The organism is Pseudomonas sp. RIT-PI-a (assembly GCF_001187875.1).
In the GTDB taxonomy this organism is placed as follows: Bacteria; Pseudomonadota; Gammaproteobacteria; order Pseudomonadales; family Pseudomonadaceae; genus Aquipseudomonas; species Aquipseudomonas coleopterorum.
In genome coordinates this window covers 274,581-300,403 of the sequence record NZ_LGIR01000003.1, presented here as the reverse complement: position 1 = coordinate 300,403, position 25,823 = coordinate 274,581, and the positions used below count along the sequence as shown (strand labels likewise).

Here is a 25,823-nt window from a genome sequence, read left to right as displayed (position 1 = left end):
TGGCCTTTTGCAGGTGCGACCGGTCTTCTGCTCAGACCCGGAGGGTTGCTTAACAAGGGGAGCGAGGGTAGTGTTTACGCTATGCGCAGATGTATACAGCGTAAACAGTTATGTCAGGAGTACTGCCATGGGTTCGCCCGTTCTTTCTTTCCGTGTGGAAGCAGAGCTGATCGATCAGCTCGATCAGCTCGCCGAAGCCACTGATAGAGATCGCCAATACCATTTGAAACGTGCTTTGGCCCGCTATGTGGAATCCGAGTCGTGGCATTTTCGTGCGGTAGCAGAAGGCATTGCTGATGCAGAGGCAGGCAACTTGGTCGATTTGGATGCCGTGAAGGCTAAGTGGGTGGCGCGTGCCGAAAGTCGCATTAACCAGCAAGGCGGCAAGTGATCTTGACGGGATTTATGAGCACCACGAAGCGCTCAGAGGACCCGAAAAAGCAGAAGAAACCATTTTTCAGATGTTGGATAGCCTGAGCCAGTTGGAGGCGTTTCCCCAACTGGGCAAGGCATCGGGCATTCCCGATTGCAGGGAGCTGATCTTCGCGAGGTATCCCTACCGTGCGATCTACACCCTGAAAGGCAATGTCATTCTGGTGTATCGAATTTTGCACCAGCATGCAGAGCGCCCTGAGGAGTGGTAACAAAGACGTCCATTTCAGTAGTGTTGGTCACTCTGTTGGTCGCGCGTGCATCTGGTGCTCGCCTCCCTACGTAAACAAATAACTGTCCATCGCCAACACCCCATACTCCACGCCACCTTCGATCACCCGCGTTTCATACTGTTCACCCGCCGCGCCGACGGCGATGAACAGGGGCAGGAAGTGCTCATCCGTGGGGTGTGCACGCTCGGCCGAAGGTGCGTATTGCCGGTAGTCCAGCAGCGACTCCAGATTGCCCGAGGCCAGGGTCTTGGCCGTCCAGGCGGCGAAATCCTTGACGTATTGAGCGCCGTGGGGCGTGGCGCCGCGGAACTCGTAGAGGTTGTGCGTCAGGCTGCCCGAGGCCACGATCATCACGTTCATGTCGCGCAATGGTTTGAGCGCCTGGCCCAGCTTCCACGCCTCGCGGGTGTCGAGCGACGCCGGCATGGAAACCTGGATCACCGGGATGTCCGCGGCTGGCGCCAGGTAGAGCAGGGGTACCCAGGCGCCATGGTCCAGACCCCGATCGGCATCCAGGCGGGCGCTCCAGCCGGCGGTCTTGAGCATGTCGACGATCTGCGCTGCCAGGGCCGGTGCGCCGGACGCCGGGTATTGAATCTTGTACAGCGCGTCGGGGAAGCCGCCGAAGTCATGAATAGTGGCGGGAGCTGCGCTTGCGGTCACGCCGATCTCGCCACGGGTCATCCAGTGCGGGGACACGATGACGATGGCCTGAGACCGTGTCAGCTCACGCCCCAACTCGGCCAGGTGCTTGCCTGCAGGGCCAGGTTGGACCGCGAACATGGGAGAGCCATGGGAAACGAACAGTACGGGCGATGGAATGGTCATCGGCGGGCTCCACATCAAGAGGTTGCGGTTTGAGGACTCCAGCTTTCAGCAAGCCGGCATTTGACCCAGTACTCGAAGCTGGCGCAGAGCCAGATGCCATAGGCGAGCAGTTCCACGCCTTCCTCGGCGGTGGTTTTGGCCAGGCGCTGGTAGCTGTCGCCCATGACCTGATGCCAGAACGAGCCCATGCCGAAGATCCTGGAAAAGATCAGTACCGCGAAGCCCGTCGCCAACGCGGCGAACGTCGGGGTACGTATGAACGCGCCCAACGCCTGGACAGTTTGCTGTCTGTGCTTGGCGCTTATCGCGTTACCGATGGCCACCGCAGCGATGGCCAGAAAAGGCCACAGCCAGGCGCTGTGGCTGATGGGGTCGAACAAGCCGTCCAGCTCGCGGGTCAGCAGGCAGGCGAAGAAGCCCGCAGCGAGAAATTCGAAGCCGCCTTTGCGGCCGGTTCCCGGGGCGGTCCAAAAGAGCAGGGCGCACAGCGCGAGCATCAGTTCCTGGGTGATCTCGGTGAACGATATTTCCAGAATTTCTGTATGAAACACGGCAATGTCCAGCCACACCATGGCAAAACACAAAACGGCAACCGAACATTTGGCCAGGGCGAACAGGAGCGGGTATTTCAAATCGGGGCGGGCGTACACGTGAAGCTCCAGAGCGGGACTATGTCTATAAGTCGCGCATCTAAGCGTCTGGCAAGGGGAATGTGAAGCGTTGTTTAACGATAGTTAACATCGATGTATTTGATGCGATGGACAGCGCGCCCTGCCACGGCGCGCTGTTTGCCGAGGATTTAGAACGCGGCGGTATAGATCGCCAGCGCATCGGCTTCGCTGACCTCGCGCGGATTGTTGACCAGCAGCCGTTGCTGCAGCATCGCGCTGCGGGCCAGTTCCGGCAGGCTTTCGCGGGTCACGCCGGCTTCGCTGAGGCGCAGCGGCAGGCCGGTGGCTTGATGCAGCCTGAGCAATTCGTCGATGAATTGCTGGGCCGCATCGCCCGATCGCAGGCGTTCGCCCAGCAGCACGGGGGCAAGTTCGGCGTACAGGTTCTGGGCAGCGGAGAGGTTGAAACGCAGCACTTGCTGCAGGACCAATGCATTGGACAGGCCGTGGGGCAGGTGGAAGCTGACGCCCAGCGGGTAGGCCAGTGCGTGCACGGCGGCGACCGGCGCGTTGGCAAACGCCTGCCCAGCCAGGCAGGCGCCCAGCAACATGGCCTGGCGGGCTTCCAGGTCGTGCGGCGTGTTGACGGCGCGTTCGAGGTTGGCCGCCAACAGGCGCAAGGCTTCACGTGCCAGCAGGTCGGAGAGGGGATTCTTGCGGTGTTTGCTGGTGTAGGCCTCGATGGCATGCACCATGGCGTCGATGCCGGTGGCCGCCGTCACCGGGCCGGGCAGACCGATGGTCAGTTGGGCGTCGAGAATCGCCAGGTCCGGCAACAGCTGGTTCGCCACCACGCCGGATTTGCCGGTGGCGGTGGTGACGATGGAGATGGGCGTGACTTCCGATCCGGTGCCTGCAGTAGTGGGCACCTGAATCAACGGCAGGCGCGGGCCGGTGGCCTGGTTCACGCCGTAGATGTCGCTCAGGCCCTGTCGCTGTGCGGGGTGCGCCAGGTAGGCGACCAGCTTGGCGGTGTCCATGGAGCTGCCGCCGCCGAAGCCGACGATCAGGTCGGCGTTCATGCGCCGTGCCTGCTCGGTGGCGGCCAGCACCAACGCTTCCGCCGGGTCGGCGAGCACATCGCTGTACACCGCGTATTCGATACCGGCGCTGGCGAAGCCCGGCAGCACGCTGTCGAGCAGGCCATGCTTGAGGATCCCGGCGTCGGTGACCAGCAATACACGCCGGGCGCCGCGGCTGGCGCATTGTTCGGCCAGGCCGGCGGCGCTGCCGGTGGCGCAGATGAGGTGGGCAGTGCTGCTGAAGGTGAATCCTTGCATGGGGTTAACCTCGTATTCTTGTCATGGGGGGGAGCTGTTTTCCGCACCAGGCCGGGGCGGCGGTTGTTCGGGTTCGGCCGGTGGATCGGCATCGATGATCTGCCGGGCGATGGCTTCCATGCTGGTCCGGCGCGTCATGGCTTCGCGTTGCAGGCGCCGGTGGGCATCGTTTTCGCCGATTCGATGGCGGGCCATCAACAGCGCCTTGGCCATGGAGATCTTCGACACCGCCGGCTGCCGGCTTTGCAGCTTGCGCAGCTCGGCGAGCATGTCGATGCGCGCCCGCCAGGCGGCGCGCGCCATCAGCAACTGGGTCAACAGACCGAACGGCCGCAAGGGCCGTTCGATGACCGCCGCCGGTTGCGTTTCCAGCACCAGTTGCAGCATCGACGGGTTCTCGTAGCCGACCACGGCGATGATCGGCGGCGCCTGTTCGCTCAGGCTTTCCACCAGTATCTGCGTGTTGCTGCGCTGGCTGAGTTCCACGGCCAGCAACACCACGTCGACCGCTTCGGGTAAGGTCGTGGGCACCGGCCAGCGCTGTTCGACGATGCAGCCGATGCGCTGCAACTGGTCGAGGACGATGCGGGCCTCACCGTCCTGGGGGTGAATCACCAGCACGCGCAGGCCCTTGAGTTCGCGCAGCAGGGACGGCGCGCTGGTCATCTCGGCCTCCGGCAGTTCATGGCTGTGCGTCCATCTGGTAGTCGACCATGTAGGGGCTTGGCGGCACCGCTTCGGCGCTTTCCAGCACCAGTTGGAACTGGCGTCGGTCGTCGAGCCGGGCAATGCGGGGCCATAGCCAGGTGTGCTGGGTCTGCGGGTCGATCTGCACCGTGCCCTGAGGCGCATCGAAGCGAGCGCCGGCCAGGGCTTCGCGCAGGGCCTGCACCGAATCGTCGGCGGCGCGGCGCGCGGCCTGGGCGAACAGGTGCACCTGAAAATAGGCGGCCTCGGCGCCGGCAGTGATGGCGGCCCCGTCGCCGAAGCGCGCGCGATAGTGGCTGACGAACGCCTGGCTGGCGGGCGTCTGCAACGTCGAGAACCAAGGTGCGGCCGAAATGTGGCCTTCGGCTTCTTCGTCGGTCATGGCCTGCACGTCGACCTCGTTGGTGGCCAGGCTGACGATGGGCATGCGTGCAGGATCGAAACCCGCCTGGTGGTAGGCCCGGTGCAGCGAGGGAATGTCGCTGCCGACGATGGTCGAATAGATGGCGTCGGGTGCGGTCTCGCGCACCCTTTGCATGACCCGCTCGAAGTCCTCTGCGGTGGCGTGGAACGGCAGGTAGATCTCGTCGACGATCTCGCCGCCCGCCTGCTCGAACAGCTCACGCATGATGCGGTTCGATTCGTAGGGGTAGACATACGAACCGCCCACGAATAGCACGCGCCCGCCATAGGTCTGCAGGACGTAGCGGGCCAGTTGCAGCGAGTTCTGGTTGGGGGCCGAGCCGGTGTAGAAGCAGTACGGCGAGTATTCGAAACCTTCGTACAGCGTTGGATAGAACAGCAAGCGCCGACGGCTTTCGACCACCGGCAGCACGACCTTGCGCGTGCTCGACATGTGCGTGCCGAACAGCACCTGCACCTGATGGTGGTCGCACAGGTGCAGCGCGCTGTCGCGGTAATCGTTCGGATCGGCGCCGGGGTCGCCGTCGATGGCCGTCACGCGGCGGCCGTTGATCCCGCCGCTGTCGTTGACCTCGGCGATGGCCAGGTGGGTGGCGTTGGCCTGTGCGGTTTCCGACGCCGCCGTAAGGCTGGCGCGGGAGAACAGCAGGCCTACCTTGTAATCGTCGCCGTTCATGAGCTCAGGCTTTCCCAGTCGATGTGCTGTTCGAAGTGATGCGCGGCCTGGTAGAGAGTCGCCTCATGGTAATCACGGGCGATGAGCATCAGGCCCACGGGCAACCCTGCCGCCAGCCCGCAGGGGATGGACATGGCCGGGTGGCCGGTGACATCGAACGGGGCGGTATTGGCATTCATTTCCAGGGCGCGGGTGACCCAGGTCGCGGGCGTGACATCGGCGGCCGGCAGTTTCGGCGCCTTGAGTGGCACGGTCGGCATGAGCAGCAGGTCGTAGCGGGCGAACTGCTCGTCGTAGGCGGCGCGCAGCTGGCGCGCGGCGTTCTGTGCCCGGGCGTAGTACAGGCCACCGAATCGCTGGTGGGCATAGTGGCCTGCCAGCAGGCAGGTCTTCAGGTCATGGGGGAACGCGTCGGCCTGCTGCTGCCAGTCTTGTTGCGCGCGCATCAGGCTCTCCACGTACAAGCCTTTCCAGTTGGAGCCGTAATTGTAGCCGCGCATCAGCTGCGTGGTGCCTTCCACGGCAATTGGCGTCCAGATGGCATGACCCAGCGCGTGCAGGGGGATGGAAACCTCTTCCACCTGCGCGCCCCATTCGGCGAACAGACCGGCGGCACGGCGCACTGCAGCGTCGACATCGGCTTCGGAATTGGCGTGGCCGAAGCCCTCGCGGACCACTCCGATGCGCAGCCCCGAAACACCCGCGCCGAGCGCCTGGGTGTAGGCCTGCACTGGCATCTGCCGATCCTGGCGCGGATCCAGGCCGTCGGCACCGGCGAGCACTTCGAGCAGCAGGGCATTGTCGGCCACCGTAGCGCTCATCACGCCGGCGTGGTCCAGGGTCATTTCGATGGGCATGATGCCGGTGTAGGGCACCAGCCCGTGGGTCGGCTTCATCCCGTAGATGCCGGAATAGGCCGCCGGAATGCGCACCGAACCGCCTTGATCGGTGCCGATGCCGAGGTCCACTTCGCCCGCGACGATCAGCGCGGCGCAGCCCGAAGACGATCCTCCGGTCGAGTGACCCGGATTGCGCGGATTGTGCACCGCGCCAGTGGCGTTGGTATGACTGCTGCCCGACACGCAGAAAAACTCGCAGTGGGCCTTGCCCAGAATGCTGCCGCCAGCGTCGAGCACACGTGTGGCCACGGTGGCGTCGACGTCCGGCACGTACCCTTGCAGGGTCGAGGCGCCATTCATCATGGGTACCCCGGCCAGGCAGATGTTGTCCTTGAGGGCGACGCGCTTGCCGCTCAGCTTGCCGCCCGCCGCCCCATGCAGATCGGTGCGCACGTACCAGGCGTTGTAGGGATTCTGCGCAGGCGTCGGCAGGTGCCCGGCGCTTCTGGGGTAGCGTTGCGGGACGCTGGCAGGCTGCAACTGGTCGAGGCGGTCATAGTCCTGCCAGACGGCTTCGAGGATGTCGGCGTATTGCTCGAGTAACGGTGCTTGCAGGTGCAGACCCAGCTGGCGGCCGGTTTCGGCAAGCTCAGCCTGGGTGGGACGTTGAATGGACATGACGATGAATCCTCAGGAATGAAAGCCCATGAAGCGCTCGGCAAGCGCTTCGGCGGTGGTGCTGGCGGGGTCGACTTCATCGACCAGTTGGCCGTTCTCGATGATCAGGATGCGATCGGCCAGCGCCGTCAGGAAGTCGATGTCCTGTTCCACCAGAATGATGCCCAGGCCTTGTTCGCGACGCAGGCGTTGCAGGGTTTCGATGATCTCGTCGCAGATGGAGGGCTGGATGCCTTCGGTGGGTTCGTCGAGCAGGATCAGCTTCGGGTTGCCGCACAGGCAGCGCGCCAGGGCCAGCAGTTGCTGTTCGCCGCCCGACAAGGCGCCACCGGGTTGGTCGAGCAGCCGTTGCAGACGTGGAAAATACGCCAGGATCCGCTCGATGGTGGCCGGGGCGTCGGCGAAGTGCTTCACGCAGCCCATGCGCAGGTTTTCGCCGACGGTCAGGAACGGGAAAATCTGCCGGCCCTGGGGCACGTAGCCGATGCCGGCCCGTGCCCGCTGGCTGGCGTCAGCGCGGCTCAGGTCCTGGCCTGCGAACTGCACGCTGCCCGACAGCGCCGGCAGCTCGCCGATAAGCGCGCGTAGCAGGGTGGTCTTGCCCATGCCGTTACGGCCGAGCACGCCGATGCAGCTGTCGGTGGCGCCGCGCAGAGCGATGTCGCGCAGCACCGGCACGCGCCCGTAGCCGGAACACAATCCATTGACTTCAAGCATGTTTGATCTCCTGTTTGCCCAGATAGGCTTCGCGCACCAACGGATTCTGAGTCACCTCGGCAAAGCTGCCCTGGGCCAGCACCGCGCCCTGGTTGAACACGGTGACCGTGCCGGCGATGAGGCGGATGAACTCCATGTCGTGCTCGACCACCACCACCGTGCTGTGCGCGTTGATCTCCTTGATCAGGGCGGCGGTCTTGCGCACTTCCTGATAGGTCATGCCGGCAGCGGGCTCGTCCAGCAGCACCAGGGTCGGCTTCGAGGCGAGGATCATGCCCAGCTCGACCCATTGCCGTTGACCGTGGGCCAAGTCGCCCACCAGACGGTGGCGGTGTTCGCTCAGGTCGATGCGTTGCAGCGTCTGCTCGGCGGTTTGCCGGGCCTGCGCGGCGCTCTGGTTGCGACTGGCGGCCAGGCGCAGGTTTTCCAGTACATCGAGGCCGTCGAACACACTGGGTGTCTGCGTCTTGATGCCGATGCCCAGGCGCGCGATACGGTGCGGCGGTAGGCCGCTGATGAGCTCGGCCTGAAAGTGGCAGCTGCCGTGGGTCGGCTTCAGCTGCCCGCTGAGCAGTTTGAAGAACGTACTTTTACCGGCACCGTTGGGACCGATGAGGCAGCGAAGTTCACCGCGGTGCAGGGTGAAATCCACCGCTTTTACGGCGTGCACGCCGCCGAAACTGACGCCCAGACCTTGGGTTTGCAGAAGCACGCTCATACGGCGCCCTCCTGTGGCACGGCGCTGGTGGAAGCGGGACGACGCTTGAACACGCGCCCGGCCAACGTGCCAAGGCTGGGCAGCAAGCCACGCGGCAGCAGCATGACGAAGGTCAGCAGAATCGCACCCAATACCAGGCCGCTGTCCACCGTCTGCTGTTCTCCCAGGCGCGCCATCAGCGCCTGCAGGCCGATGCAGGCCAGGATCGGCCCGAACAAGGTACCGCGACCGCCGACGATGACCCAGATGATGATCTGCGCCGACTGCGCCAGGCCAAACACACCCGGGCTGACGAACGCGCCCCAGTTGGCGTACAGGCACCCGGCCAGGCCAGCGATGCCGCCGCCCAGGCTGAAGACGATCAGCTTGTGCAGGCGCGTGTCATAGCCGAGCAAACCGGCGCGCTGCTCGTTTTCACGGATGGCCACTACCACCTTGCCGAAGCGACTGGCGAGCAGTCCGCGCAGGCCCAGGTAGCAGAGGATCAAGGCGCCGCCGATCACCTGAAACAAGGTTTCGGGCTCCAGTACACGCTCGGGATCGAACGGCACGTTGAGCGTCGGGATCGCCGGAATGCCGTTGAAACCGCCGAGCAGCGCACTGCCGATGTGGTATTCGCTGCCCGAGGTGGAGTTCATCACGTTGAACAGAATCAGCGTCACCGCCAGGGTGATCACGCCCAGGTACACATCGCTGATGCCACCGTAGAACATGAAGTAGCCCATGGCCGCAGCGAACAGGGCGGGCACGGCAATGGCCAGCAATACCGGCCAGGTGCTGTCGCCGATGTTCAGCACACCGACCGCATAGGCATAGGCCCCCAGGCCGAAGAACGCGGCCTGCCCGAAACACAGGATGCCACCGAAACCCCAGATGAACGCCAGACTCAGCGCCAGCAGGGCCATGACCAGGTAGATGGTCAGCGAGAGCAGGGTGAACAGGTCCAGCCAATACGGCAGAACGCCGACCAGCACGGCGGCCAGTGCGCAGCCGAGCACCGGCAGCAGATCACGAAATGCGACAGGCATCAGAACGCCCTCCGAAAGAACCGACCGGTGATGCCCTGAGGCAACACGCGGATCAACACGATGGCGGCCAGCAACAGGGCCACCTCACCGAACACCGGGGTGCTGAAGAAGGTCACCACCTGGTTGATGACGCCGAACGCACCGGCCGCACTCAGCGTGCCGGTGATGACGGCGCTGCCGCCGCCGATCACGGTGATGAAGGCCTTGGCTATGTAGCTGGCGCCCAGCGTCGGGATCACCCCGGTGAGCGGTGCGAGGACCGCGCCGCCGAGCCCGGCCAAGGCCGCGCCTAAGCCGAAGGTGAGGCTGTAGATGCGTCCGGGGTTGGCGCCCAGGGCGGCGGCCATCTTGGCGTTCTGCATGGTCGCCCGGGCGCACAGGCCGAACTGGGTGAAGCGCAGCAGCGCCCACATCCCCAGCAACACCGCCACGGCCACGGCGATGACGAACAGCCCGTAGCCACTGGTTTGATAGGCACCCAGGGTGATGCCCGGCAACGGTGAGCTGATGCCCACGGTGGTGTTGCCGAACAGCATGGTCGCCGTGCCGGTCAACGCCAGGCTCAAGCCCCAGGTGGCCAGCATGGTGTCGATCATGCGGCCGTACAGGTGGCGTATCAGCAAGCGTTCGACCAGCATGCCGAACAGGCCCACCGTCAGCGGCGCCAGCACCAGGATCGAGATCCAGATCGGCACATGCAGGTGGTGGGTTGCCAGGACGGCGACGTAACCGCCGAGCATCATGAACTCTCCATGCGCCAGGTTGATGATCTTCATCATGCCGAACACCACCGCCAGACCGATGCTGAGCAGCACCAGCGTGGCGATGGCGCCGACGATCTGCAGGGAAAAAATCGCGGCCCAATCCATGTCCGTCTCCTTACAGCGCGATGCTGTATTGCTTGGCATCGCGCGGGTTCTTGACCAGATCGCAGACCGCGGCGGTGTCCGAAGGGGCCTGCTGGGCGAAGCTTTGCACCACCTCCAGGCGACGATCGCGCACCTCGGCGATGTGCACATCCAGAATGCAATGGTGGGTGGCCGGGTCGATGCTGACCTTGCCGCTGGGCAGGTCCAGGCTGATGCCTTTCTCCAGCGCTTCGATGACCGCCATGCGCTCGATCGAACCGGCCTGGCGAACGCCCTCGGCCCACAGCATCATGCCCTGATAGGCGCCCATCGCCAGTTCGGTGATGTACGGATAGTCGGCGCCGAAGCGGGAGTGGAAGCGTTCGACGAACGCGGTGTTGAGCGGGGTCTGCAGTTCCTGCACGTAGTTCTGGCAGATCAGGATGCCGTTGCACTCTTCGGGCGAGAGCACGATGTGCTCGTTGCCCCCGGCAAAGGTGGTCGAAGCGATCGGCAGCTTGCCGGTCATGCCGGCAGCCTTCCACTGGCGGTAGAAGGACATGTGAGCGCCGCCGACCAGAGCCGACCAGACGAAGTCCGGCTTGGCTTCCTGAATCTTCGAGATGGTGGCGCCGAAGTTGGTCACGTCTAGCGGGAAGAACTCGATCCCCACGCTCGACCCACCAGCCTGTTCGACGTACTTCTTCACCCAGGCGGTGACGATCTGCCCGTAGTTGTAGTCCGCCGCGACGATGTAGACCTTCTTGCCCCACTTCTGGGTCACGTGGGACACCAGCTTCTCCACGGTCTGGCCTGGGGTCACGCCGGTGCCGAAGAAGTTGCGATCGCACACGCCGCCTTCGTACTGGTTGTCGTAGAAGTACAGCGTCTTGTAGCGGTCCAGCACCGGACGCACCACTTCACGGGAGGCGGAGGTGATGCCCGCATGCACCACCGCCACCCGATCCTTGAGCGCCGCCTGCTGGGCGTACTGGGCGTACAGCTGCATGTTGGACTGGGTGTCGTACTTGATCAGGCTCAGCGGCCGGCCGAGCAGGCCGCCCTGGGCGTTCAGCTCTTCGGTGGCGAACGTCAGTGCATCCACGATCGGCTTGCCATAGATGTCCAGGCCGCCCGAGCTGTCGTACAGCGAGGCGATCTTGATCGCGTCGTCGGCGGCGAAGGCCGACAGGCTCTTGAAGCTCAACGCCGACAATGCGGCAGCGGAAATGGCGGACGAACGCAGGAAGGTACGACGATTGATAGCCATGCTCAGTGCTCCTGAAACCAGCCCCGTCATGCCATCGCCTGCCCGATCGCGGACAGCCGAACGGGCCGCCGTGCAAACGGAAAAGGGGAGGAGTGGGGCTGGATGAAATGCAGGCGAGGGAAGGTGGGGCCTGATTTCACGTGACCGACGACGCTGTCGGCTGAACGGGGTGTCGAGCGTTTCGCTTGTGAACCGCAGCCGCATCGTTGGGGCCGGGCCACCCAGGGCGCGGGGGCGCTGGGGGAAACTGGTGTCACGTGGGGAGTGACCCGATATGCAGAGCAAGTATCAGGCCATTGCAGGTAAACCATTGTTCAGACTTGAAATTTACTCTGGCAAGCGGCAAGTACAATAACCAGCCGTGCACTCAGTTGGGAACCCTGCACTCAAAACGTGCAGGGCAGCCTACCCAAGTAACACGAATGTGTTGGGCCGATCAGCTCAAGCGCAATACGTTCTCGACAGGCTCACCGCTCTTCAGACGCTGCAAAAGGGCAGGTTCCGCAGCATCGCTGGCCATAGCAATGTCGATGACCGCCGTCAATGCCGAAGCAGTGGTGATCAGCAGGCCATTGTCATCCCCCAGTACCCAGTCGCCTGGGCTGACGCTGACGCCTCCACACTGCACGGTCACGTTCTGCGCACTGGTGGGATCGCTTCGCAACTTGGTGGTCAAGAGGCTGGTACCGCGGGCGAAGACAGGCAGGCCGGCGGTGCGCAGCTCATTGATATCGGTGACCACGCCGTCGACGATGAGACCCCGAGCACCTTTTGCCATGGCGGCGCAGCAGGTGACACTGCCGACGCAGGCGTGGTGGTGGTCGCCTTGCATATCGATGATCAGTACCTCACCGGGTCGCAGGTCGACCAGGGCCTGATTCACTGCCAGGGCATCGGCGTTCGCGACCTTGAGGGTGCGTGCTCGGCCGATCACTTTGACGCCGCTCAGCTGCGAGGCGATGGCGTAGCTGACAAAGCCTTCTTCGAGAAAATGCCCCAAGGTCGCAAAGCTCACCTGCTGCAGTTTTGCTTCGAGTTGCTGTTCATCACTCATGCCGTTGCCTCTTTGTCGATCAGTTCGGCGACGCAGTCGATTTCCAGCGCCACGCCCCACAGCGACACGCACACGGTGGTCCGCGCTGGTGGCGCATGGCCCAGCACCTGGGTGTAGACACGGTTGAAGGGTTCCAGCTGCGCCGGATCGGTCAAGTACCCGTTCACCTTGACTACATGTTCGAAGTCCGAACCTGCGGCGATCAATATCGCTTCGAGGTTGCGCAAGGTCTGGCGAACCTGATCCTCGAAGTCGGCAGGTTGTGAATCGAAATCGTCACGAGCGGGAATCTGCCCGGCGGTGAACACCAGGTTGCCGCTGATCACCGCTTGCGAGTACGGGCCGACCGGACCGATCGTGCCTGGGGCGGCAGTTATGCGCTTCATGTCATACCTCGTTGAGCACGGGTTGGAAAAGAATTGCCTGGCCACCTGCACGGGGCCAGACATTGGCTTAGTTGGACTTGGGCCCTGCGGTGGTCAGGTCGCGTTTGAAGGTTTCGGTCAACAGCAACAAGGCGATCAGCGACAGCAACGCGGACCCGATCAGGTACCAGGCCACCGACGAGCCCTTGCCGGTCCAGTTCAGCAGCGCCGTAGTGACCATGGGCGTTGCCGCACTGCCCAGCAGGCCAGACAGCATGTAGGCCACCGACAGCCCGGAATAACGCACCTTGGTGCCGAACAGTTCGGCCAGGAACGTGGCGATGGGGCCATAGTTGGCGGCGAACGCCGTCATCAGCAGCATGTAGCCGAGAAACACCAGCGGCAGCTCGCGCGTGTCCATCAACCAGAACATCGGGAATGCCACCAAGGCTTCGGCAACGATGCCGCCGATGATCACCGGTTTGCGACCCCAGCGGTCGGACAGCGCGCCGAAAGCCGGCAGCAGGAAGATGCACAGGGCGCAGGAGGCCAGTACCACGCTGAGCATCACAGGTCGGGTGAAGCCCAGGGTCTGGGTGCCGTAGGTGAGGCCGAACGCGACGATGATGTTGAACGACGAACCGGTGGACATCGTGGCGATACCGCCCAGCAGCACCTGTTTCCAGTACTTGCGGCAGATTTCCGCCAGCGGCACCTTGACCTCTTGGTCGCGCTCCTTGGCCTGGTTGAAGGCAGGCGTTTCGGTGATGTTCAGTCGGATGTACAGGCCCACGGCGATCAGCAGCACACTGCCCAGGAAGGGAATCCGCCAGCCCCAGGCCAGCAGGTCTTCGGTAGACAGTGAACTGGCGATCGCCAGAAATGCCAGGTTGGCGATCATGGTGCCGGCCGGTACACCGATCTGGACCCACGAACCGTACAGGCCGCGTTGATGCGCCGGGGCATGCTCAACCGCCATCAACACCGCACCGCCCCATTCGCCGCCCAGCGCCAGGCCTTGGATGATGCGCAACGTCAACAACAGTATTGGCGCCCATATGCCGATGGTGGCGTAATCGGGCAGCAGACCGATGGCGAAGGTCGCAGCGCCCATGACCAGCAGCGAGATCAGCAGCATCGATTTACGCCCCAGTCGGTCGCCGAAATGGCCGAACAGCGCTGCCCCGACGATACGTGCGCCGTATGCCGAGGCAAAGGTGCCGAAGGCCAGCAATGTGCCGACCAGCGCGTCGAACGCGGGAAAGAAGATCTTGTTGAACACCAGCGCCGATGCGGTCGCGAAGACGAATAGGTCGTACCATTCGACGGTGGTGCCGATGACGCTGGCAACAGCGACCTTTCTCATGCTGACCGGGGCTTGCGGTGTAGCCAGGTAGTCGGGTGCGCACGCAGAACTGTTCATGCCTGTCTCCAAAATGAGCCGTTGCACAACGGAATGTGTTTAGGGCGGCAGATAGCGAGTGATGCGGCGCCCGCGTCCGGGCGCTTTATGGGTGAAACTTGTTATAGAAACGGAGGCTCGACGGACTCTCGTCGCAGGGCCGCCATCGAGGCGGCACCTGCAGTGTTCTCAGCGTTGTGTACGTTCGGTCACGGCATTGAGCAGCACATCGCAGCCCTTGCGCGCATCCTGCGGGTCTATGGCTTCGGCTTCGTTGTGGCTCAGCCCGCCCATGCAGGGAATGAACACCATGGTGGTGGGGCAATGTCGCGCGAGCAGGATGGCGTCGTGGCCTGCGCCGCTGACGATGTCCTGATGGGGGTAGTCCAGCGCATGCACCGCACGCCGCACGGCCTCGACACAGTCGCCGTCGAAAGGGGTAGCGGGGCTGAGCCAGTGGCGCTCGATGCTCAGCGCCAGGCCGCGCGTATCGGCGACCTGCTGGAAACGTTCGTGGACCTGCCGTTCCATGAGGTTAATCTGCTCATCCTGGTGATGGCGCAGATCGACGGTGAACGTCACGCTGCCCGCGATCGTGTTGCGCGATGACTTGGCGATGTTCACTTGGCCGATTGTCACCAAGCCCTGCGGATTGAAGTGCGCAACCAGCGCTTCGAGTTGCCCGGCCATTTCGGCAACACCGAACAAGGCGTCCTTGCGCAATGCCATGGGTGTCGTGCCGGCATGGGCACTCTGGCCCTGCACCTGCACATCGAGCCAGCAGATGGCTTGCCCGCCTGTGACCACGCCGACCGGCAGCCCGTTGTCTTCCAGAATCGGGCCTTGCTCGATATGAGCTTCGAAGTAGGCATCGAAAGGGCGCTGGAACGGCGCATCGCCGCCATGACCGATGCTCTCAAGTGCTTGGCGCACGCTGACACCCTCGCTGTCGCAGGCGTTCAGCGCGGCGTCCAGCGCCAGGCTGCCGGTGAACACGGCAGAGCCGAACATGGCGGGCGTGAAGCGTGCGCCTTCTTCGTTGGTCCATACGGCGATCTCGATCGGGCGCTTGTTGCGTACCCCCGCATCGGCAAGGCTGCGCACTACTTCCAGGCCACAGAGCACACCATAGATACCGTCGAACCGCCCACCCTTGGGCTGAGTGTCGAGATGACTGCCCATGACGACCGGCGGTAGCGGGTCATTCAGACCGGGAAGCCGGGCGAACAGGTTGCCGATGGCATCGAAAGTGATGCTCATGCCGGCTTCGCGGCACCAGCCGATGAACAACTCGCGGCCCGCCCGGTCTTCCTCCGACAGGGCCAGCCGACAGTTGCCGCCCTTGTCCGTGGCGCCTACCTTGGCCATGTCCATCAGGCTCTGCCATAGCCGTTCGCCGTTGCATTTCAATACGTTCATGGAATCTCTCTTTTGGCTCTGTTCATCCGGGCCGGTTTCTACAGACCGGTTTCAACAGGTGGGTCACACCAGGTAGGTGCTCAGTAGCCCAGCGATGGGTCGACCCGATGGTTCAGGACTTCACCGGCGAGCAGCCGGCGGGTGTTTTCGGCGACCTGACGCACGATGCAGGGATGGGAGGCGGCCGATGCCATGTGCGGCGTGACCACCACCCCAGGCATCTGCCACAGGGAATGATCGCTGGGCAATGGTTCTTGCTCGAACACATCCAACACCGCCCCGCGCAGTTGACCGGTGGCCAGCGCTGTTTGCAGATCGTCGATCACCAGGTGCTGGCCGCGTCCGCCGTTGACCACTGCAGCGCCGCGCGCCAGGCGCGCGAAAGTGTCCCGATCGAGAATGCCGTGGGTGGCATCGGTCAACGGCAGCAGATTGACCAGCAGATCCAGGCCTTGAAGAAAGTCGTCGAACTGCTCGGGTCCGTGATGACAGGCGATTCCGGCCAACTGCCGTTCACTGCGTGCCCAGCCACGCACGGCATAGCCTGCGCCGGCCAGGTCTGCGGCAATCGCAGCGCCCAGTGAGCCCAGACCCATGACGCCGACCTTGAACTGCCCAGCCGTGCGTTGAGGGTGACGGAGCCACTGACCTTGCCTTTGCTGGTGGATGGCCCGATCGAAGTCGCGGTGATAGTGCAGCACTGTCCAGCGCACGTACTCGATCATGCCACGGCGATGGTCGGGGTCGACGACTCGGCACACTGGCAGGTCCGCAGCGCTGGGGTCGGTGCGTAGGTGATCGACACCGGCGGCCACCGAATGCACCAGGCGCAAGTCGGGCAAGCGCCCCAGACTGCCGGCCGGTGGGTACCAGCAAGCGGCGACGATCGCCTGCTCTGCGGCAGGATCATCGGCAAGCACCGTCCGCAACTCGGGCGCGTGCTCGGCAAACGCCTGCTGCAACTGCACCAGCAAGCCGGGGTCCTTGCTCAGCAGCACGACAGTGGTCATGAGCAGTAGACCTCGCGCTGGTCTTCGATCAGGGTCAGGGCCGCCAGCCAGCCGAGGTGGGTAATCTCGTCGGCTTCGTCGCGAGCGAACTGTGCGGCTGTGAGCCGGCATACCTCTTCGCTGGGATACACCAGCTTGGTGTTACCGGAGAGGGCTTGAATCTGCGCCTGGCAGGCGCGTTCCAGAAAGTGGATCTCCTGGAATGCGTGGCCAACGCTGATGCCGGCGGCCAGCAGACCGTGATTGCGCAGGATCATCGCCTTGTGCGGGCCCAGGTCTGCCACCAGACGTTCACGTTCGGTCAGTGACAGCGCGATGCCTTCGTAGGTGTGATAGGCCAGGTTGCCGTAGTAGCGCAGCGCGTGCTGGCTGATCGGCAACAGCCCATGCTCCTGCGCGGCAACGGCCATGCCAGCGGCGGTATGGGTGTGGATCACACAGTTCAGATCGGGACGGGCCATGTGGATGGCCGAGTGGATCACGAAGCCGGCCGCGTTGACCCGGCTGATCGACGGATCCGCGTTGATGACAGTGCCGTGTTGATCGATACGCACCAGATCACTGGCTTTCATGTGTTCGAAGATCACACCGTAGCGGTTGATCAGAAAGTGATGCTCCGGACCTGGGATGCGCAGGGTGATGTGGGTATCGATCAGGTCAGTCATGCGGAAGTGCGCGACCAGTCTATACAGGGCCGCCAATTCGCAACGTGCCTGCCACTCTACAGGGTCGATGTCGTCGAGCTTTTGCATGTGAGTTCCTTGTCAGGTCCCGGATTGTGGCGCTGGCTGGTTTTATCCCTTAACCTGAATGTTTAATCAATTTGCTAATACTTAATCTGATTATTAGCCAGGTTACTGATGGTGAGCGATGAGCGATCTCGACCCCGAAGCCACTCCCAAGCACTGGCACAACCGGCGTTTGCTGAGCGATCGGCTCGACTGGAATCTGCTGCGAGCGTTTCTGGTCATCGGCCAGGAAAAAAGCATCAGCCGCGCGGCCGCCCGGTTGTTCCTCACCCAATCTGCGGTGAGCCAGTCGCTCAAACGCCTGGAAGAACAGCTGGAGTGTCCATTGATCCTGCGGCGTGGGCCACGCTTCGATCTGTCACCGGCCGGCGAAGAAGTGCTGCGGATCGCCGAGGAGATCTACGGCAACGTTGCGCGCTTGTCAGCGACGCTCAAGAGCCCCGAGGACGATGTGGTCGGCAAGGTCCGTATTCTGACCATCAGCAAGGTGCAGTCGGCGTTGTACGATGATTTTCTGGTGCAGTTCCATCGTGACCATCCCAGAGTGGAACTGGAGGTCGAAGTGATGGGCAGTTCCGACATTCAGAGCGCGCTGAGCCAGCGCACGGCCACCGTGGGGTTGGGCTTGTGCCGGTTTCCGCAAGCCAAGCTGGAGCGTCGACGACTGCTGCGCCAGCGCTATGCGTTTTTCTGCGGCAAGCGCCATCGCCTGTTCGGTCAGCGCAAGCTGCCCCTCGAAGCGCTGCAGAGCGAGAATTTCGTCAGTTTCACCAGCGATCAGGTGGGCGGCAATCTCTCGCCGCTGACCATGTTCCGCGACCAGCAGGGGTTTACCGGCAAGATCGTCGCCTCGTCCTCCAGCTTCGAGGAGATCCGCCGGCTGATCATCGCCGGCTACGGCGTGGGCTGCCTGCCCGAACATCTGGTGGACATCGACCTGCACAACGGATTGATCTGGCGGCTGCCGCCCGCCGAAGGCGTGGTCGATGTCGACGTGTTCCTGATGTGGAACCGCGACCAGCGCATGAGTCGCGCCGAAACCGTATTCCTGCAAGCCTTCGAGCAGGCGATCGAAGGCTTGCAGGTGGACTCGGCCTGAGGATCAGGCCAGCTCGGCCATGCAGCGCACCAGGCCATCGGTGAACACCGTTTCCGCCCGTGTCCTGCGCTGGTCGCGGTTCCACAGCAGGTGGATATCGACATCGGCGACGCCTTCATAGGGCGGCAGTTGCCACAGCAGGCCATTGCCGACATCCTCGGCCACCACATGCTCGGGCAGGCAACCCAAGCCCATGCCGGCGATGACCAGACGACGAATTTCTTCGAGGCTGGGCGATGAGGCGACGATTCTGCCGCTGAACCCCTGTTGGTCGCGGAAGATCGTCAGTGGCGAGAGCATGCCGCCAATCTGGTCACTGGTGAAACTGACGAAGTTCTCCGCCTGCAACTGCTCCAGCGTCAGCCCGGCCTGGCCGTACAACGGGTGGTGTTGGCCGCAATAGAACATGTAGCGCTGACGCTGAAAAAGGCGTTGTTCGAGCCGTGGCTGCACTCGGCGGTTGAGACTGACACCCAAGCTGGCGGTCTTTTCCAACAGCGCGCTGACGATGTCGGAACTGCGCATCACGTCGATCTCGAAATCGACCCTGGGATGCCGACGGTGGAACGTGGCCAGGTACTGGTCGAAGCGGGTGTTGACGATGCGGCTGACCATCAGTATCCGCACCTTGCCCACTACATCATCACCCGGCTGCTCCAGGGTCTGACTCATCTGCGAAACCTGGCCATACATCTCGCCGGCGGTGGCGAAGATCTTGTGCCCGGCTTCGGTCAGGTCAAAGCGCGGTCCCCGGCGAGCGATGAGCTGATAGCCCAACTGCTCTTCGAGGCGCTTCAATGCCTGGCTGACCGCCGGTTGAGTCAAGTGCAGGCGTGCGGCAGCGCGGCTGATACTCAGCTCCTGGCCGATCACCCTGAAGGTACGCAGCAGGTTCCAGTCCAGACGATCGTTGAGCAGGGGGAGTTCGCGGCGACCTTCTTCCATCGTTCGTCCAATTATCACTCGGATTTATAATATGCATAATAAATAGAACATTGACTAATCATAGCCCTGCGCCGAAAAATCATTTCCAGCAAGCGCCGTCAGAGCGCAGCGACCTCGTTTATCTCCTGCCAAAACAACAACCTCTACGGGAGTCTCAATTCCATGAACCGTCCTGCTCAAGCGCAGCCAAAACGGGCCGCCGCCGCTGCGTTCATCGGCACCATGATCGAGTGGTACGACTTTTACATCTACGCCACGGCCGCCGCGCTTGTGTTCGGCCAGTTGTTCTTTCCTTCCACGGATGCCCTGTTCAGCACCATGGCGGCCTTCGGGACCTTTGCGGTGGGCTTCTTTGCGCGACCGCTGGGGGGCATCATCTTCGGCCATGTCGGTGACCGGATCGGGCGCAAGAAGTCGCTGGTCATTACCCTGTTGATGATGGGCGTGGTCACCGTCTGCATCGGCCTGCTACCGACCTACGCACAGATCGGCGTTGCGGCGCCGGTACTGTTGATCCTGCTGCGGATCGTCCAGGGTATCGCCGTGGGCGGCGAGTGGGGCGGAGCAGTGCTGATGGCCGGCGAGCACGCTCCCAAGGGGCGACGGAATTTCTTTGCCTCGTTCGCCCAGTTGGGCAGCCCGGCGGGCCTGATCCTGTCATTGCTGGCATTCAGCGCGGTGACCCGGCTACCCGAAGCCGACCTGATGAGCTGGGGGTGGCGGCTGCCGTTCCTGGCCAGTTCACTGCTGTTGATCGTAGGCTTGATGATTCGTCTGGGCGTCAACGAGTCGCCCGAGTTTCTCGACGACAAGGCCAAAGCCGAACACGCTCGCAGTGTACCAGGCCACACCGAGCAGGCACCGGTGGTGGAGGTCTTGAAAACAGCATGGCGACCGCTGTTGTTGTGCATCGGCGCCAACACCTTGGGCATTGCCGGGGTGTACTTCACCAACACCTTCATGATCGCCTACACAACCCAGCAATTGAGCTTGCCGCGTTCGCTCATTCTGGAGTGCCTGTTCGTGGTTTCGGTCATCCAATTCTGTATTCAGCCCGCGGCGGCGTGGATCGCCGAAAAAATCGGTGCCACACGGTTTCTGGCGCTGGTGGCGACCCTGGCGATGGCCTCGCCGTACCCGATGTTCGTATTGGTGAGCAGTGGCGAGCCCGGCAAGATCATCCTGGGGATTGCCCTGGCGGTGATCTGCATGGCGTCGTTCTACGCCGTGATTGCCGGTTTCGTCAGCGGCATGTTCGCCACCCGCGTGCGCTACACCGCTATTTCCCTGGCCTATCAAGTGTGCGGCGCGGTTGCGGGCGGCCTTACTCCCTTGATCGGTACCTGGCTGGCTCATACCTATGCCGGTCAGTGGTGGCCGATGGCAGCGTTCTACACCTTGATCGCAGGCACCTCGCTGGTATGCGTCCTGGCGCTGGCGCGCCGTCACGCCGCCGCTCACGACCTTGAAATGGCCGGTGTCACGCAACCGCGCTGAGCCCATCACTTTTTCGGAGAACCCGTCATGCGCAGTTTCTTTCACCCAGAACAACTGCTTCATCACCCGCGCAGCTATTACTCCCGAGGTCAGATGCGCACGCCGCAGGAAATCCCCGAGCGTGCCTTGAACCTGGTGAAGGCCGCCGAGTCGCTGGGCTTTGCCATCGAGCAGCCTAGCGATTTCGGTCTGCAACCTTTGCTGGCCGTGCACAGTTCCGCGTACCTGGCATTCCTGCAGGAGGCACACCAGCGTTGGAAAGAGGTGCCTGAGGACTGGGGCGATGAAGTCATGTCGAACATCTTCGTTCGCGAGCCCAATGCCCTGCGCGGCATTCTCGCGCAAGCGGGGCGCTATCTAGCTGATGGCAGTTGCCCGGTTGGCGAGAATACCTGGCGCGCAGCCTACTGGTCAGCGCAGTGTGCCGTGGCTGCTGCTCAGGCCGTACTCGACGGAGAACCCGCCGCCTATGCGCTGTGCCGCCCACCTGGGCACCATGCGCGGGCCGAGGCCGCCGGTGGCTTCTGCTACGTGAACAGCGCCGCCGTGGCAGCCCAGGCGCTGCTTGCCCGTTATGCCAAGGTCGCCGTGTTGGACAGTGACATGCATCATGGGCAGGGCATTCAGGAAATCTTCTACGAGCGCGATGACGTGCTCTACGTATCGATCCATGGCGACCCGACCAACTTCTACCCAGGTGTTGCGGGTTTCGACGATGAGCGCGGCGCCGGGCCGGGCGAGGGATTCAACTTGAATCTGCCAATGCCCCATGGCTCGACCGAGTCGGTGTTCATGGACAAGCTGGAGCAGGCACTCGACGCGGTGACCAGGTTTGGTGCCGACGTGCTGGTGCTGTCGTTGGGCTTCGACATCTATGAACTGGATCCGCAAAGCAAGGTGGCAGTGACCACCGCAGGCTTCGCTCGATTGGGCGAGCGGGTGCGCAGCCTCGGTCTGCCGTGCGTGATCGTTCAGGAGGGTGGCTACCACCTGGAATCCCTCGAGGACAATGCACGCGCCTTTTTTGTCGGGCCTCAGGTCTGGCAGCTCGATGGTGGCGGCGACTGAGCCGTTTATCCGCTGAAGATTGCTGCACCCCATGCAGGTATATACTGCAAATCCACCGTCTTGTAGAACCCCGAGCGAGTTTCCATACTCACTCGCACTACTGACCGACTGGAGAACGACATGGCCGCAGTGATTCGTTTCAATCAACCGGGCGATCCTTCCGTGCTGTGGGAGGACACTGTGGCCGAGCAGGCGCCGGGGGAGGGGCAGGTGTGGCTGCAGCAGGCGGCCATTGGCGTGAATTATCTCGACGTCACCCAGCGCAACGGTGCGGTCAAGGTGCCGCTGCCGTCCGGCCTCGGCCTGGAAGGTGCCGGCACCGTGGTGTCGGTGGGGGCTGGGGTCACCAACGTGCAGCCGGGCGACCGCGTGGCGTATGCCACAGGCCCGCTGGGCGGCTATGCGGCGCAGCGGCTCTATCCTGCGGAACGTCTGGTGAAGCTGCCCGCTGGCGTCAGCTTCGAGCAGGCGGCGGCGGCGCTGTTCAAGGGCATCACCGCGCAATACCTGCTCAAATCCACCTACCCTGTGGGCGCCGGAACGACGATGCTGCTGTACGGCGTCGCCGGTGGCCTGGGGCAGATCATGGGCCAGTGGGCCAAGCACCTGGGCGCGTACGTCATCGGTGTGGTGTCCAAGCCCGAAAGTATCGAGCGGGCCAAGGCCGTGGGCTGCGACGAGGTGCTGGTGTTCGACGCGACCACGCTGGCTGCGGATGTGGCGAAGCTGACCCAGGGGCGCAAGGTGGACGTGGTCTACGACCCGATCGGACGGATCTCCTTCGAGGCGTCCCTGGACAGCCTGCGACCGCGGGGCCTGATGGTGTCGTTCGGGGCGTCCTCGGGCGCTCCGGCGGCGGTCGAGCTGTCCACCCTCAATGGCAAGGGCTCGCTGTTCCTGACCCGGCCGTCGATCGTGGCTCATACGGCCTCCGCCGCCGAGTATCAGGAGCGCGCCGCCGACGTGCTGGCAGCGGTCGAGGCGGGGATCATCACGCCGCGGATCTGGAAGACCTATCCGCTGGCCGAAGCAGCGCGTGCCCATGAGGCACTCGAGTCGGGGCAGTCGGGCGGGGCGATCGTTCTGACGCCATGACCCCGGACCTGCTGGACAGTCAGCACAGCGACGAGATCGCCGCCTTCCTGGCCGTCGCCAGCCAGGGCTCGTTCGTCGCCGCTGGTCGCTTGCTGCAGCGTCATCCCACGGTGATTTCCAAACGCCTGGCCGCCATGGAAAAGCGGCTGGGCGTGCGACTCATGGAGCGCTCGACCCGCCAGGTGCGCATCACCGACGTCGGCGCGAAGCTGGAACAGCGCCTGCGCTCGGCGCTGTCCCAGATCGCCGAAGCCGAGCAGCAGGCCACCTCGGGCGTCACGCAGGTGCGCGGCGTCCTGCGCCTGGCGCTGCCGGCCGCCATGGGGCGCCTATGGGTGGCGCCGTTGTTGCCCGAATTTCTAAGCGCGCACCCTGGTGTTTCGATCATTGCCGACTACAGCGAACACGTCGTCGACATCATTGAGCAGGGCTATGACTTAGCCCTGCGCATCGGCGAGCTGGACGACAGCCGGCTGATCGCCAACAAGCTCTGCGACCATCGCCGCATACTCTGCGCGGCTCCCGCCTACATCGAACGGTTCGGCATGCCGCTCAGCCCCAGCGACCTCGTCCGGCACAACTGCCTGCGCTTCAGTGGGCTGGCGTCGTTTCCCGAGTGGCGGCTGCACCATGCACAGCGGCAGGAGAGCGTGACGACCCAGGGCACCCTGACCTCCAACGACAGCGAAACCCTGCTCAGCGCCGCATTGGCGGGCGTGGGCATTCTCGGCGCCGGTGAGTGGCTGATGAGCCGTCAGTTGGCGTCGGGCGAACTGGTTCAGGTACTGCCTGACTGGCGACTGGATTCAGTGGGCGGAGTCTACCTGATACGGCCGTCCTCGAAATTCCCGGCGGCCACCGTTCTGGCGTTCAAGGCGTGGATCGAATCCAGGTTTGCCAATGGGCCGCTCTGGGCGTTGTGAACGGTCCCTGGGGGATCGTTTGGCGCGCAAAGCGGAACCACGTCACAGTAGTGTCACTGTGATATTAAAGTCTCTGACAACTCGACCGATACCCCCATTACAAGCGAACACATGAGGGCCAAAAGCCATCATCGGAGTTGCTTGCTCGCAACAAGTGATGGCACAATGTCATCATCGGTTATTGCGTCCTTTTATCCAGGGCGTTATGGCCTTGGTTGGTTCGACATGCCCCGTGCAGCTCTTGAGCTTCACGATCATGCCGACCGACACCCGATCATGCTGTCAGTCACGATCCGACAGGATCGCCAGGGAACAATGGCGGCCTGGATTTCCACGTAGCGCTACAGGCCTGCGTTGGCATCCAGGGTCTTTACAAACACTCGCGCAAGCGAACCTATTCTCATCCAGAGGGGTGAGAACCACGCAAGCAAGGTTGCTTTTATAATCCCAGAAATGGGATTGCTACATTGGAACACAATGAATCGATCTATCTGCCTGACGCTCGGTCTGCTCCTTTCCGGCTGTAATGGCATCCCGACTCCCTTTGTAAGCGATGCTGCCTACAAAGACGCTTTCATGGTCACCTCCAGTCTTCCCGCCCCTCTTCTGTATCAAGCCTCGGCCGTGCAATGGAACGAGGACTACGCCGTTTCTGCCAAGCACACGCCTTATCTGAGTGATGTCGCGTACCGCGGTCGCGGCGACGTGGTGTTCATCAAGCGCAAGGCCACCTCGGCGCCGCACTGGCGTCAGGCAACAGTTGGCGAAAGCGTCACCGCTGTGGGTTTCAGCCCTTTGCTGATGCCCGTCAAAGGCAGTGGTGAGGTGAAGGAAGGCAAGCTGCTGCTCCAGAACCTCAACGATGGCGTGCTCTATTCCATCCACGATGGCCCCAGCGCCGTAGGCATGTCCGGCGGGCCGGTGTATGGCAAAGACGGCTCCGTGGTCGGTATGACAGTGGCGTTCGTGCCCACGCACTACACCCAAAACCTGGCCAACAGCGACCTGGCCGATGCCAAGCGTGTGAGCGTGTTCATGGGTTACAAGGAAATCGAGAAGGAATGGCGGCGCTTTCAGGGTGACGTCAAGGTACCAGCCCCGGTTGCAGGCTACGTGATACGTTGAGTAAGTCGCGCGAGGGCAGGGGTGTTGTCGAGGCGGGGGACGTGGCGGGAAAAGCACGGCTCGGGCGGCCTCGGCAGCCGCCCAAGCCCTTCACTCATTTCTGAGCGCGAGCTGCGTCACGCAGGGCCTTGATCTTGTCATGGTTGCGCATCACGCCTTCGAATTGCTTCTGGATCAAAGCGTGTGCCTCAGGGGTCACATCCTTGTTTTCCAGTGCCTTGGTGTAGCTCTTCTTGGCAACGTCTTCGCCACGCTCGGCTTCGTTGAGCAGGGCAACATCGTCTTTACCGGTGATGGCCGACTTCAGGTCGACCCAACGACGGTGCAGATCGCCAGCGACGCTGGTGGTGGTTTCAGCTTCGCCACCCAGTTGACGGACGTAGGCTTGCAGCTCGGAAGCGCCGGAAGCGGTGTCGGCAGCAGCGGTAGTGAAGACGCCTTTGAGTTCGGCGTTTTTGGTGTTCTCGGCGAGATCCTTGAAACCAGCCTCACCATCTTTCGATGTCTCGATGAGGTCGTTGAGTACCTTGATCGTTTCTTTATGAGCGTCGGTCATTTCAAAATCTCCGTGATGGACGGTCTGGCTCAGACCCAAGAGGCAGCCATGGCGTATGCATGGTACGTACGCTGTGATTAGGGCGCCCGGTTGTGCCGAAGGTTCCGATTTTTTTGAAAATGAGCATTCGACGTTCGTGCAGAACCCGTCCACTTGACGTGTCGATG

General features: G+C 63.0%; 27 protein-coding genes. 8 read left to right on the top strand and 19 right to left on the bottom strand.

All coding sequences use genetic code 11. The features are described 5' to 3' along the window. The first annotated feature begins 127 nt into the window (after nucleotides 1-127). Together AC788_RS01960 and AC788_RS01955 are read left to right on the top strand one after the other, a co-directional pair. The gene (locus AC788_RS01960) at nucleotides 128-391 is read left to right on the top strand and encodes a CopG family ribbon-helix-helix protein (RefSeq protein WP_043185612.1); all 264 of its coding nucleotides are present in this window, start codon (nucleotides 128-130) and stop codon (nucleotides 389-391) included. Further along, a complete protein-coding gene (locus AC788_RS01955) occupies nucleotides 354-644 on the top strand; it encodes a type II toxin-antitoxin system RelE/ParE family toxin (RefSeq protein WP_049858955.1) in 291 nt (96 codons plus the stop codon). The genes AC788_RS01960 and AC788_RS01955 overlap by 38 nt, the downstream gene beginning before the upstream one ends. 66 nt (nucleotides 645-710) lie before the next feature. On the opposite strand, the gene AC788_RS01950 is transcribed toward AC788_RS01955, so the two are convergent. From AC788_RS01950 to AC788_RS01870, 17 genes are all read right to left on the bottom strand, one after another. Continuing rightward, complete coding sequence (locus AC788_RS01950) at nucleotides 711-1,493, bottom strand: DODA-type extradiol aromatic ring-opening family dioxygenase (RefSeq protein WP_049858954.1); 783 nt, start codon at nucleotides 1,491-1,493, stop codon at nucleotides 711-713. Nucleotides 1,494-1,507: 14 nt separating this feature from the next. Then, nucleotides 1,508-2,143, bottom strand: coding sequence for a hypothetical protein (locus AC788_RS01945; RefSeq protein WP_049858953.1), 636 nt, complete (start codon nucleotides 2,141-2,143; stop codon nucleotides 1,508-1,510). Between the two features lie 149 nt (nucleotides 2,144-2,292). Further along, nucleotides 2,293-3,444 carry an iron-containing alcohol dehydrogenase gene (locus AC788_RS01940; RefSeq protein ID WP_049858952.1) on the bottom strand — a complete coding sequence of 384 codons (1,152 nt, stop codon included), beginning with the start codon at nucleotides 3,442-3,444 and terminating at the stop codon, nucleotides 2,293-2,295. Between the two features lie 21 nt (nucleotides 3,445-3,465). After that, nucleotides 3,466-4,110: an ANTAR domain-containing response regulator gene (locus AC788_RS01935; protein WP_049858951.1), complete on the bottom strand. Its 645-nt coding sequence runs from the start codon at nucleotides 4,108-4,110 to the stop codon at nucleotides 3,466-3,468. Between the two features lie 16 nt (nucleotides 4,111-4,126). After that, complete coding sequence (locus tag AC788_RS01930) at nucleotides 4,127-5,251, bottom strand: transporter substrate-binding domain-containing protein (RefSeq protein ID WP_049858950.1); 1,125 nt, start codon at nucleotides 5,249-5,251, stop codon at nucleotides 4,127-4,129. Next, nucleotides 5,248-6,768, bottom strand: a complete 1,521-nt coding sequence (locus AC788_RS01925) for an amidase (RefSeq protein ID WP_049858949.1) — start codon at nucleotides 6,766-6,768, stop codon at nucleotides 5,248-5,250. The genes AC788_RS01930 and AC788_RS01925 overlap by 4 nt, the downstream gene beginning before the upstream one ends. Before the next feature lie 12 nt (nucleotides 6,769-6,780). Next, nucleotides 6,781-7,485, bottom strand: coding sequence for an ABC transporter ATP-binding protein (locus tag AC788_RS01920; RefSeq protein WP_049858948.1), 705 nt, complete (start codon nucleotides 7,483-7,485; stop codon nucleotides 6,781-6,783). Then, nucleotides 7,478-8,203 carry an ATP-binding cassette domain-containing protein gene (locus AC788_RS01915; RefSeq protein WP_049858947.1) on the bottom strand — a complete coding sequence of 242 codons (726 nt, stop codon included), beginning with the start codon at nucleotides 8,201-8,203 and terminating at the stop codon, nucleotides 7,478-7,480. Before AC788_RS01915 ends, AC788_RS01920 begins: the two co-directional genes overlap by 8 nt. Further along, nucleotides 8,200-9,231 (bottom strand): ABC transporter permease subunit, encoded by a 1,032-nt coding sequence (locus tag AC788_RS01910; RefSeq protein ID WP_049858946.1) that lies wholly within the window; start codon nucleotides 9,229-9,231, stop codon nucleotides 8,200-8,202. Before AC788_RS01910 ends, AC788_RS01915 begins: the two co-directional genes overlap by 4 nt. After that, entirely contained in the window at nucleotides 9,231-10,100 is an 870-nt protein-coding gene (locus AC788_RS01905; RefSeq protein ID WP_049858945.1) for an ABC transporter permease subunit, read from the bottom strand. Before AC788_RS01905 ends, AC788_RS01910 begins: the two co-directional genes overlap by 1 nt. Before the next feature lie 10 nt (nucleotides 10,101-10,110). Further along, the gene (locus tag AC788_RS01900; protein ID WP_049858944.1) at nucleotides 10,111-11,349 is read right to left on the bottom strand and encodes an urea ABC transporter substrate-binding protein; all 1,239 of its coding nucleotides are present in this window, start codon (nucleotides 11,347-11,349) and stop codon (nucleotides 10,111-10,113) included. Between the two features lie 436 nt (nucleotides 11,350-11,785). Then, entirely contained in the window at nucleotides 11,786-12,403 is a 618-nt protein-coding gene (locus AC788_RS01895) for an RraA family protein (protein WP_049858943.1), read from the bottom strand. Continuing rightward, nucleotides 12,400-12,789, bottom strand: coding sequence for a RidA family protein (locus AC788_RS01890; RefSeq protein WP_049858942.1), 390 nt, complete (start codon nucleotides 12,787-12,789; stop codon nucleotides 12,400-12,402). Before AC788_RS01890 ends, AC788_RS01895 begins: the two co-directional genes overlap by 4 nt. 67 nt (nucleotides 12,790-12,856) lie before the next feature. After that, complete coding sequence (locus tag AC788_RS01885; RefSeq protein ID WP_049858941.1) at nucleotides 12,857-14,191, bottom strand: MFS transporter; 1,335 nt, start codon at nucleotides 14,189-14,191, stop codon at nucleotides 12,857-12,859. Between the two features lie 168 nt (nucleotides 14,192-14,359). Further along, nucleotides 14,360-15,589, bottom strand: coding sequence for a Zn-dependent hydrolase (locus AC788_RS01880; protein WP_049858940.1), 1,230 nt, complete (start codon nucleotides 15,587-15,589; stop codon nucleotides 14,360-14,362). Between the two features lie 80 nt (nucleotides 15,590-15,669). Then, a complete protein-coding gene (locus AC788_RS01875) occupies nucleotides 15,670-16,599 on the bottom strand; it encodes a 2-hydroxyacid dehydrogenase (RefSeq protein WP_049858939.1) in 930 nt (309 codons plus the stop codon). Beyond that, nucleotides 16,596-17,351: a class II aldolase/adducin family protein gene (locus tag AC788_RS01870; protein WP_049858938.1), complete on the bottom strand. Its 756-nt coding sequence runs from the start codon at nucleotides 17,349-17,351 to the stop codon at nucleotides 16,596-16,598. Before AC788_RS01870 ends, AC788_RS01875 begins: the two co-directional genes overlap by 4 nt. 118 nt (nucleotides 17,352-17,469) lie before the next feature. Here AC788_RS01870 and AC788_RS01865 point away from each other — a divergent pair, with 118 nt between their 5' ends. Further along, entirely contained in the window at nucleotides 17,470-18,447 is a 978-nt protein-coding gene (locus AC788_RS01865) for a LysR family transcriptional regulator (protein ID WP_049858937.1), read from the top strand. 3 nt (nucleotides 18,448-18,450) lie between these two features. Here AC788_RS01865 and AC788_RS01860 read toward each other — a convergent pair whose 3' ends face one another. Continuing rightward, nucleotides 18,451-19,392 carry a LysR family transcriptional regulator gene (locus AC788_RS01860; protein WP_049858936.1) on the bottom strand — a complete coding sequence of 314 codons (942 nt, stop codon included), beginning with the start codon at nucleotides 19,390-19,392 and terminating at the stop codon, nucleotides 18,451-18,453. A 162-nt stretch (nucleotides 19,393-19,554) separates the two neighbouring features. Between AC788_RS01860 and AC788_RS01855 the strand changes: the two genes are divergently transcribed. The 5 genes from AC788_RS01855 to AC788_RS01835 all read left to right on the top strand — a co-directional run bounded on the left by AC788_RS01855 (nucleotide 19,555) and on the right by AC788_RS01835 (nucleotide 25,100). Further along, nucleotides 19,555-20,889, top strand: a complete 1,335-nt coding sequence (locus AC788_RS01855; RefSeq protein WP_049858935.1) for an MFS transporter — start codon at nucleotides 19,555-19,557, stop codon at nucleotides 20,887-20,889. Nucleotides 20,890-20,916: 27 nt separating this feature from the next. Further along, entirely contained in the window at nucleotides 20,917-21,957 is a 1,041-nt protein-coding gene (locus AC788_RS01850) for a histone deacetylase family protein (protein WP_049858934.1), read from the top strand. Between the two features lie 120 nt (nucleotides 21,958-22,077). Continuing rightward, complete coding sequence (locus AC788_RS01845; protein ID WP_049858933.1) at nucleotides 22,078-23,052, top strand: quinone oxidoreductase family protein; 975 nt, start codon at nucleotides 22,078-22,080, stop codon at nucleotides 23,050-23,052. Then, on the top strand, nucleotides 23,049-23,975 hold the full coding sequence (locus tag AC788_RS01840; protein ID WP_049858932.1) for a LysR family transcriptional regulator: 927 nt from the start codon (nucleotides 23,049-23,051) through the stop codon (nucleotides 23,973-23,975). Before AC788_RS01845 ends, AC788_RS01840 begins: the two co-directional genes overlap by 4 nt. Before the next feature lie 576 nt (nucleotides 23,976-24,551). Continuing rightward, nucleotides 24,552-25,100: a serine protease gene (locus AC788_RS01835; protein WP_152965679.1), complete on the top strand. Its 549-nt coding sequence runs from the start codon at nucleotides 24,552-24,554 to the stop codon at nucleotides 25,098-25,100. 94 nt (nucleotides 25,101-25,194) lie between these two features. Here AC788_RS01835 and AC788_RS01830 read toward each other — a convergent pair whose 3' ends face one another. Next, nucleotides 25,195-25,656, bottom strand: coding sequence for a PA2169 family four-helix-bundle protein (locus AC788_RS01830; RefSeq protein WP_049858930.1), 462 nt, complete (start codon nucleotides 25,654-25,656; stop codon nucleotides 25,195-25,197). Between the last annotated feature and the right edge of the window lie 167 nt (nucleotides 25,657-25,823).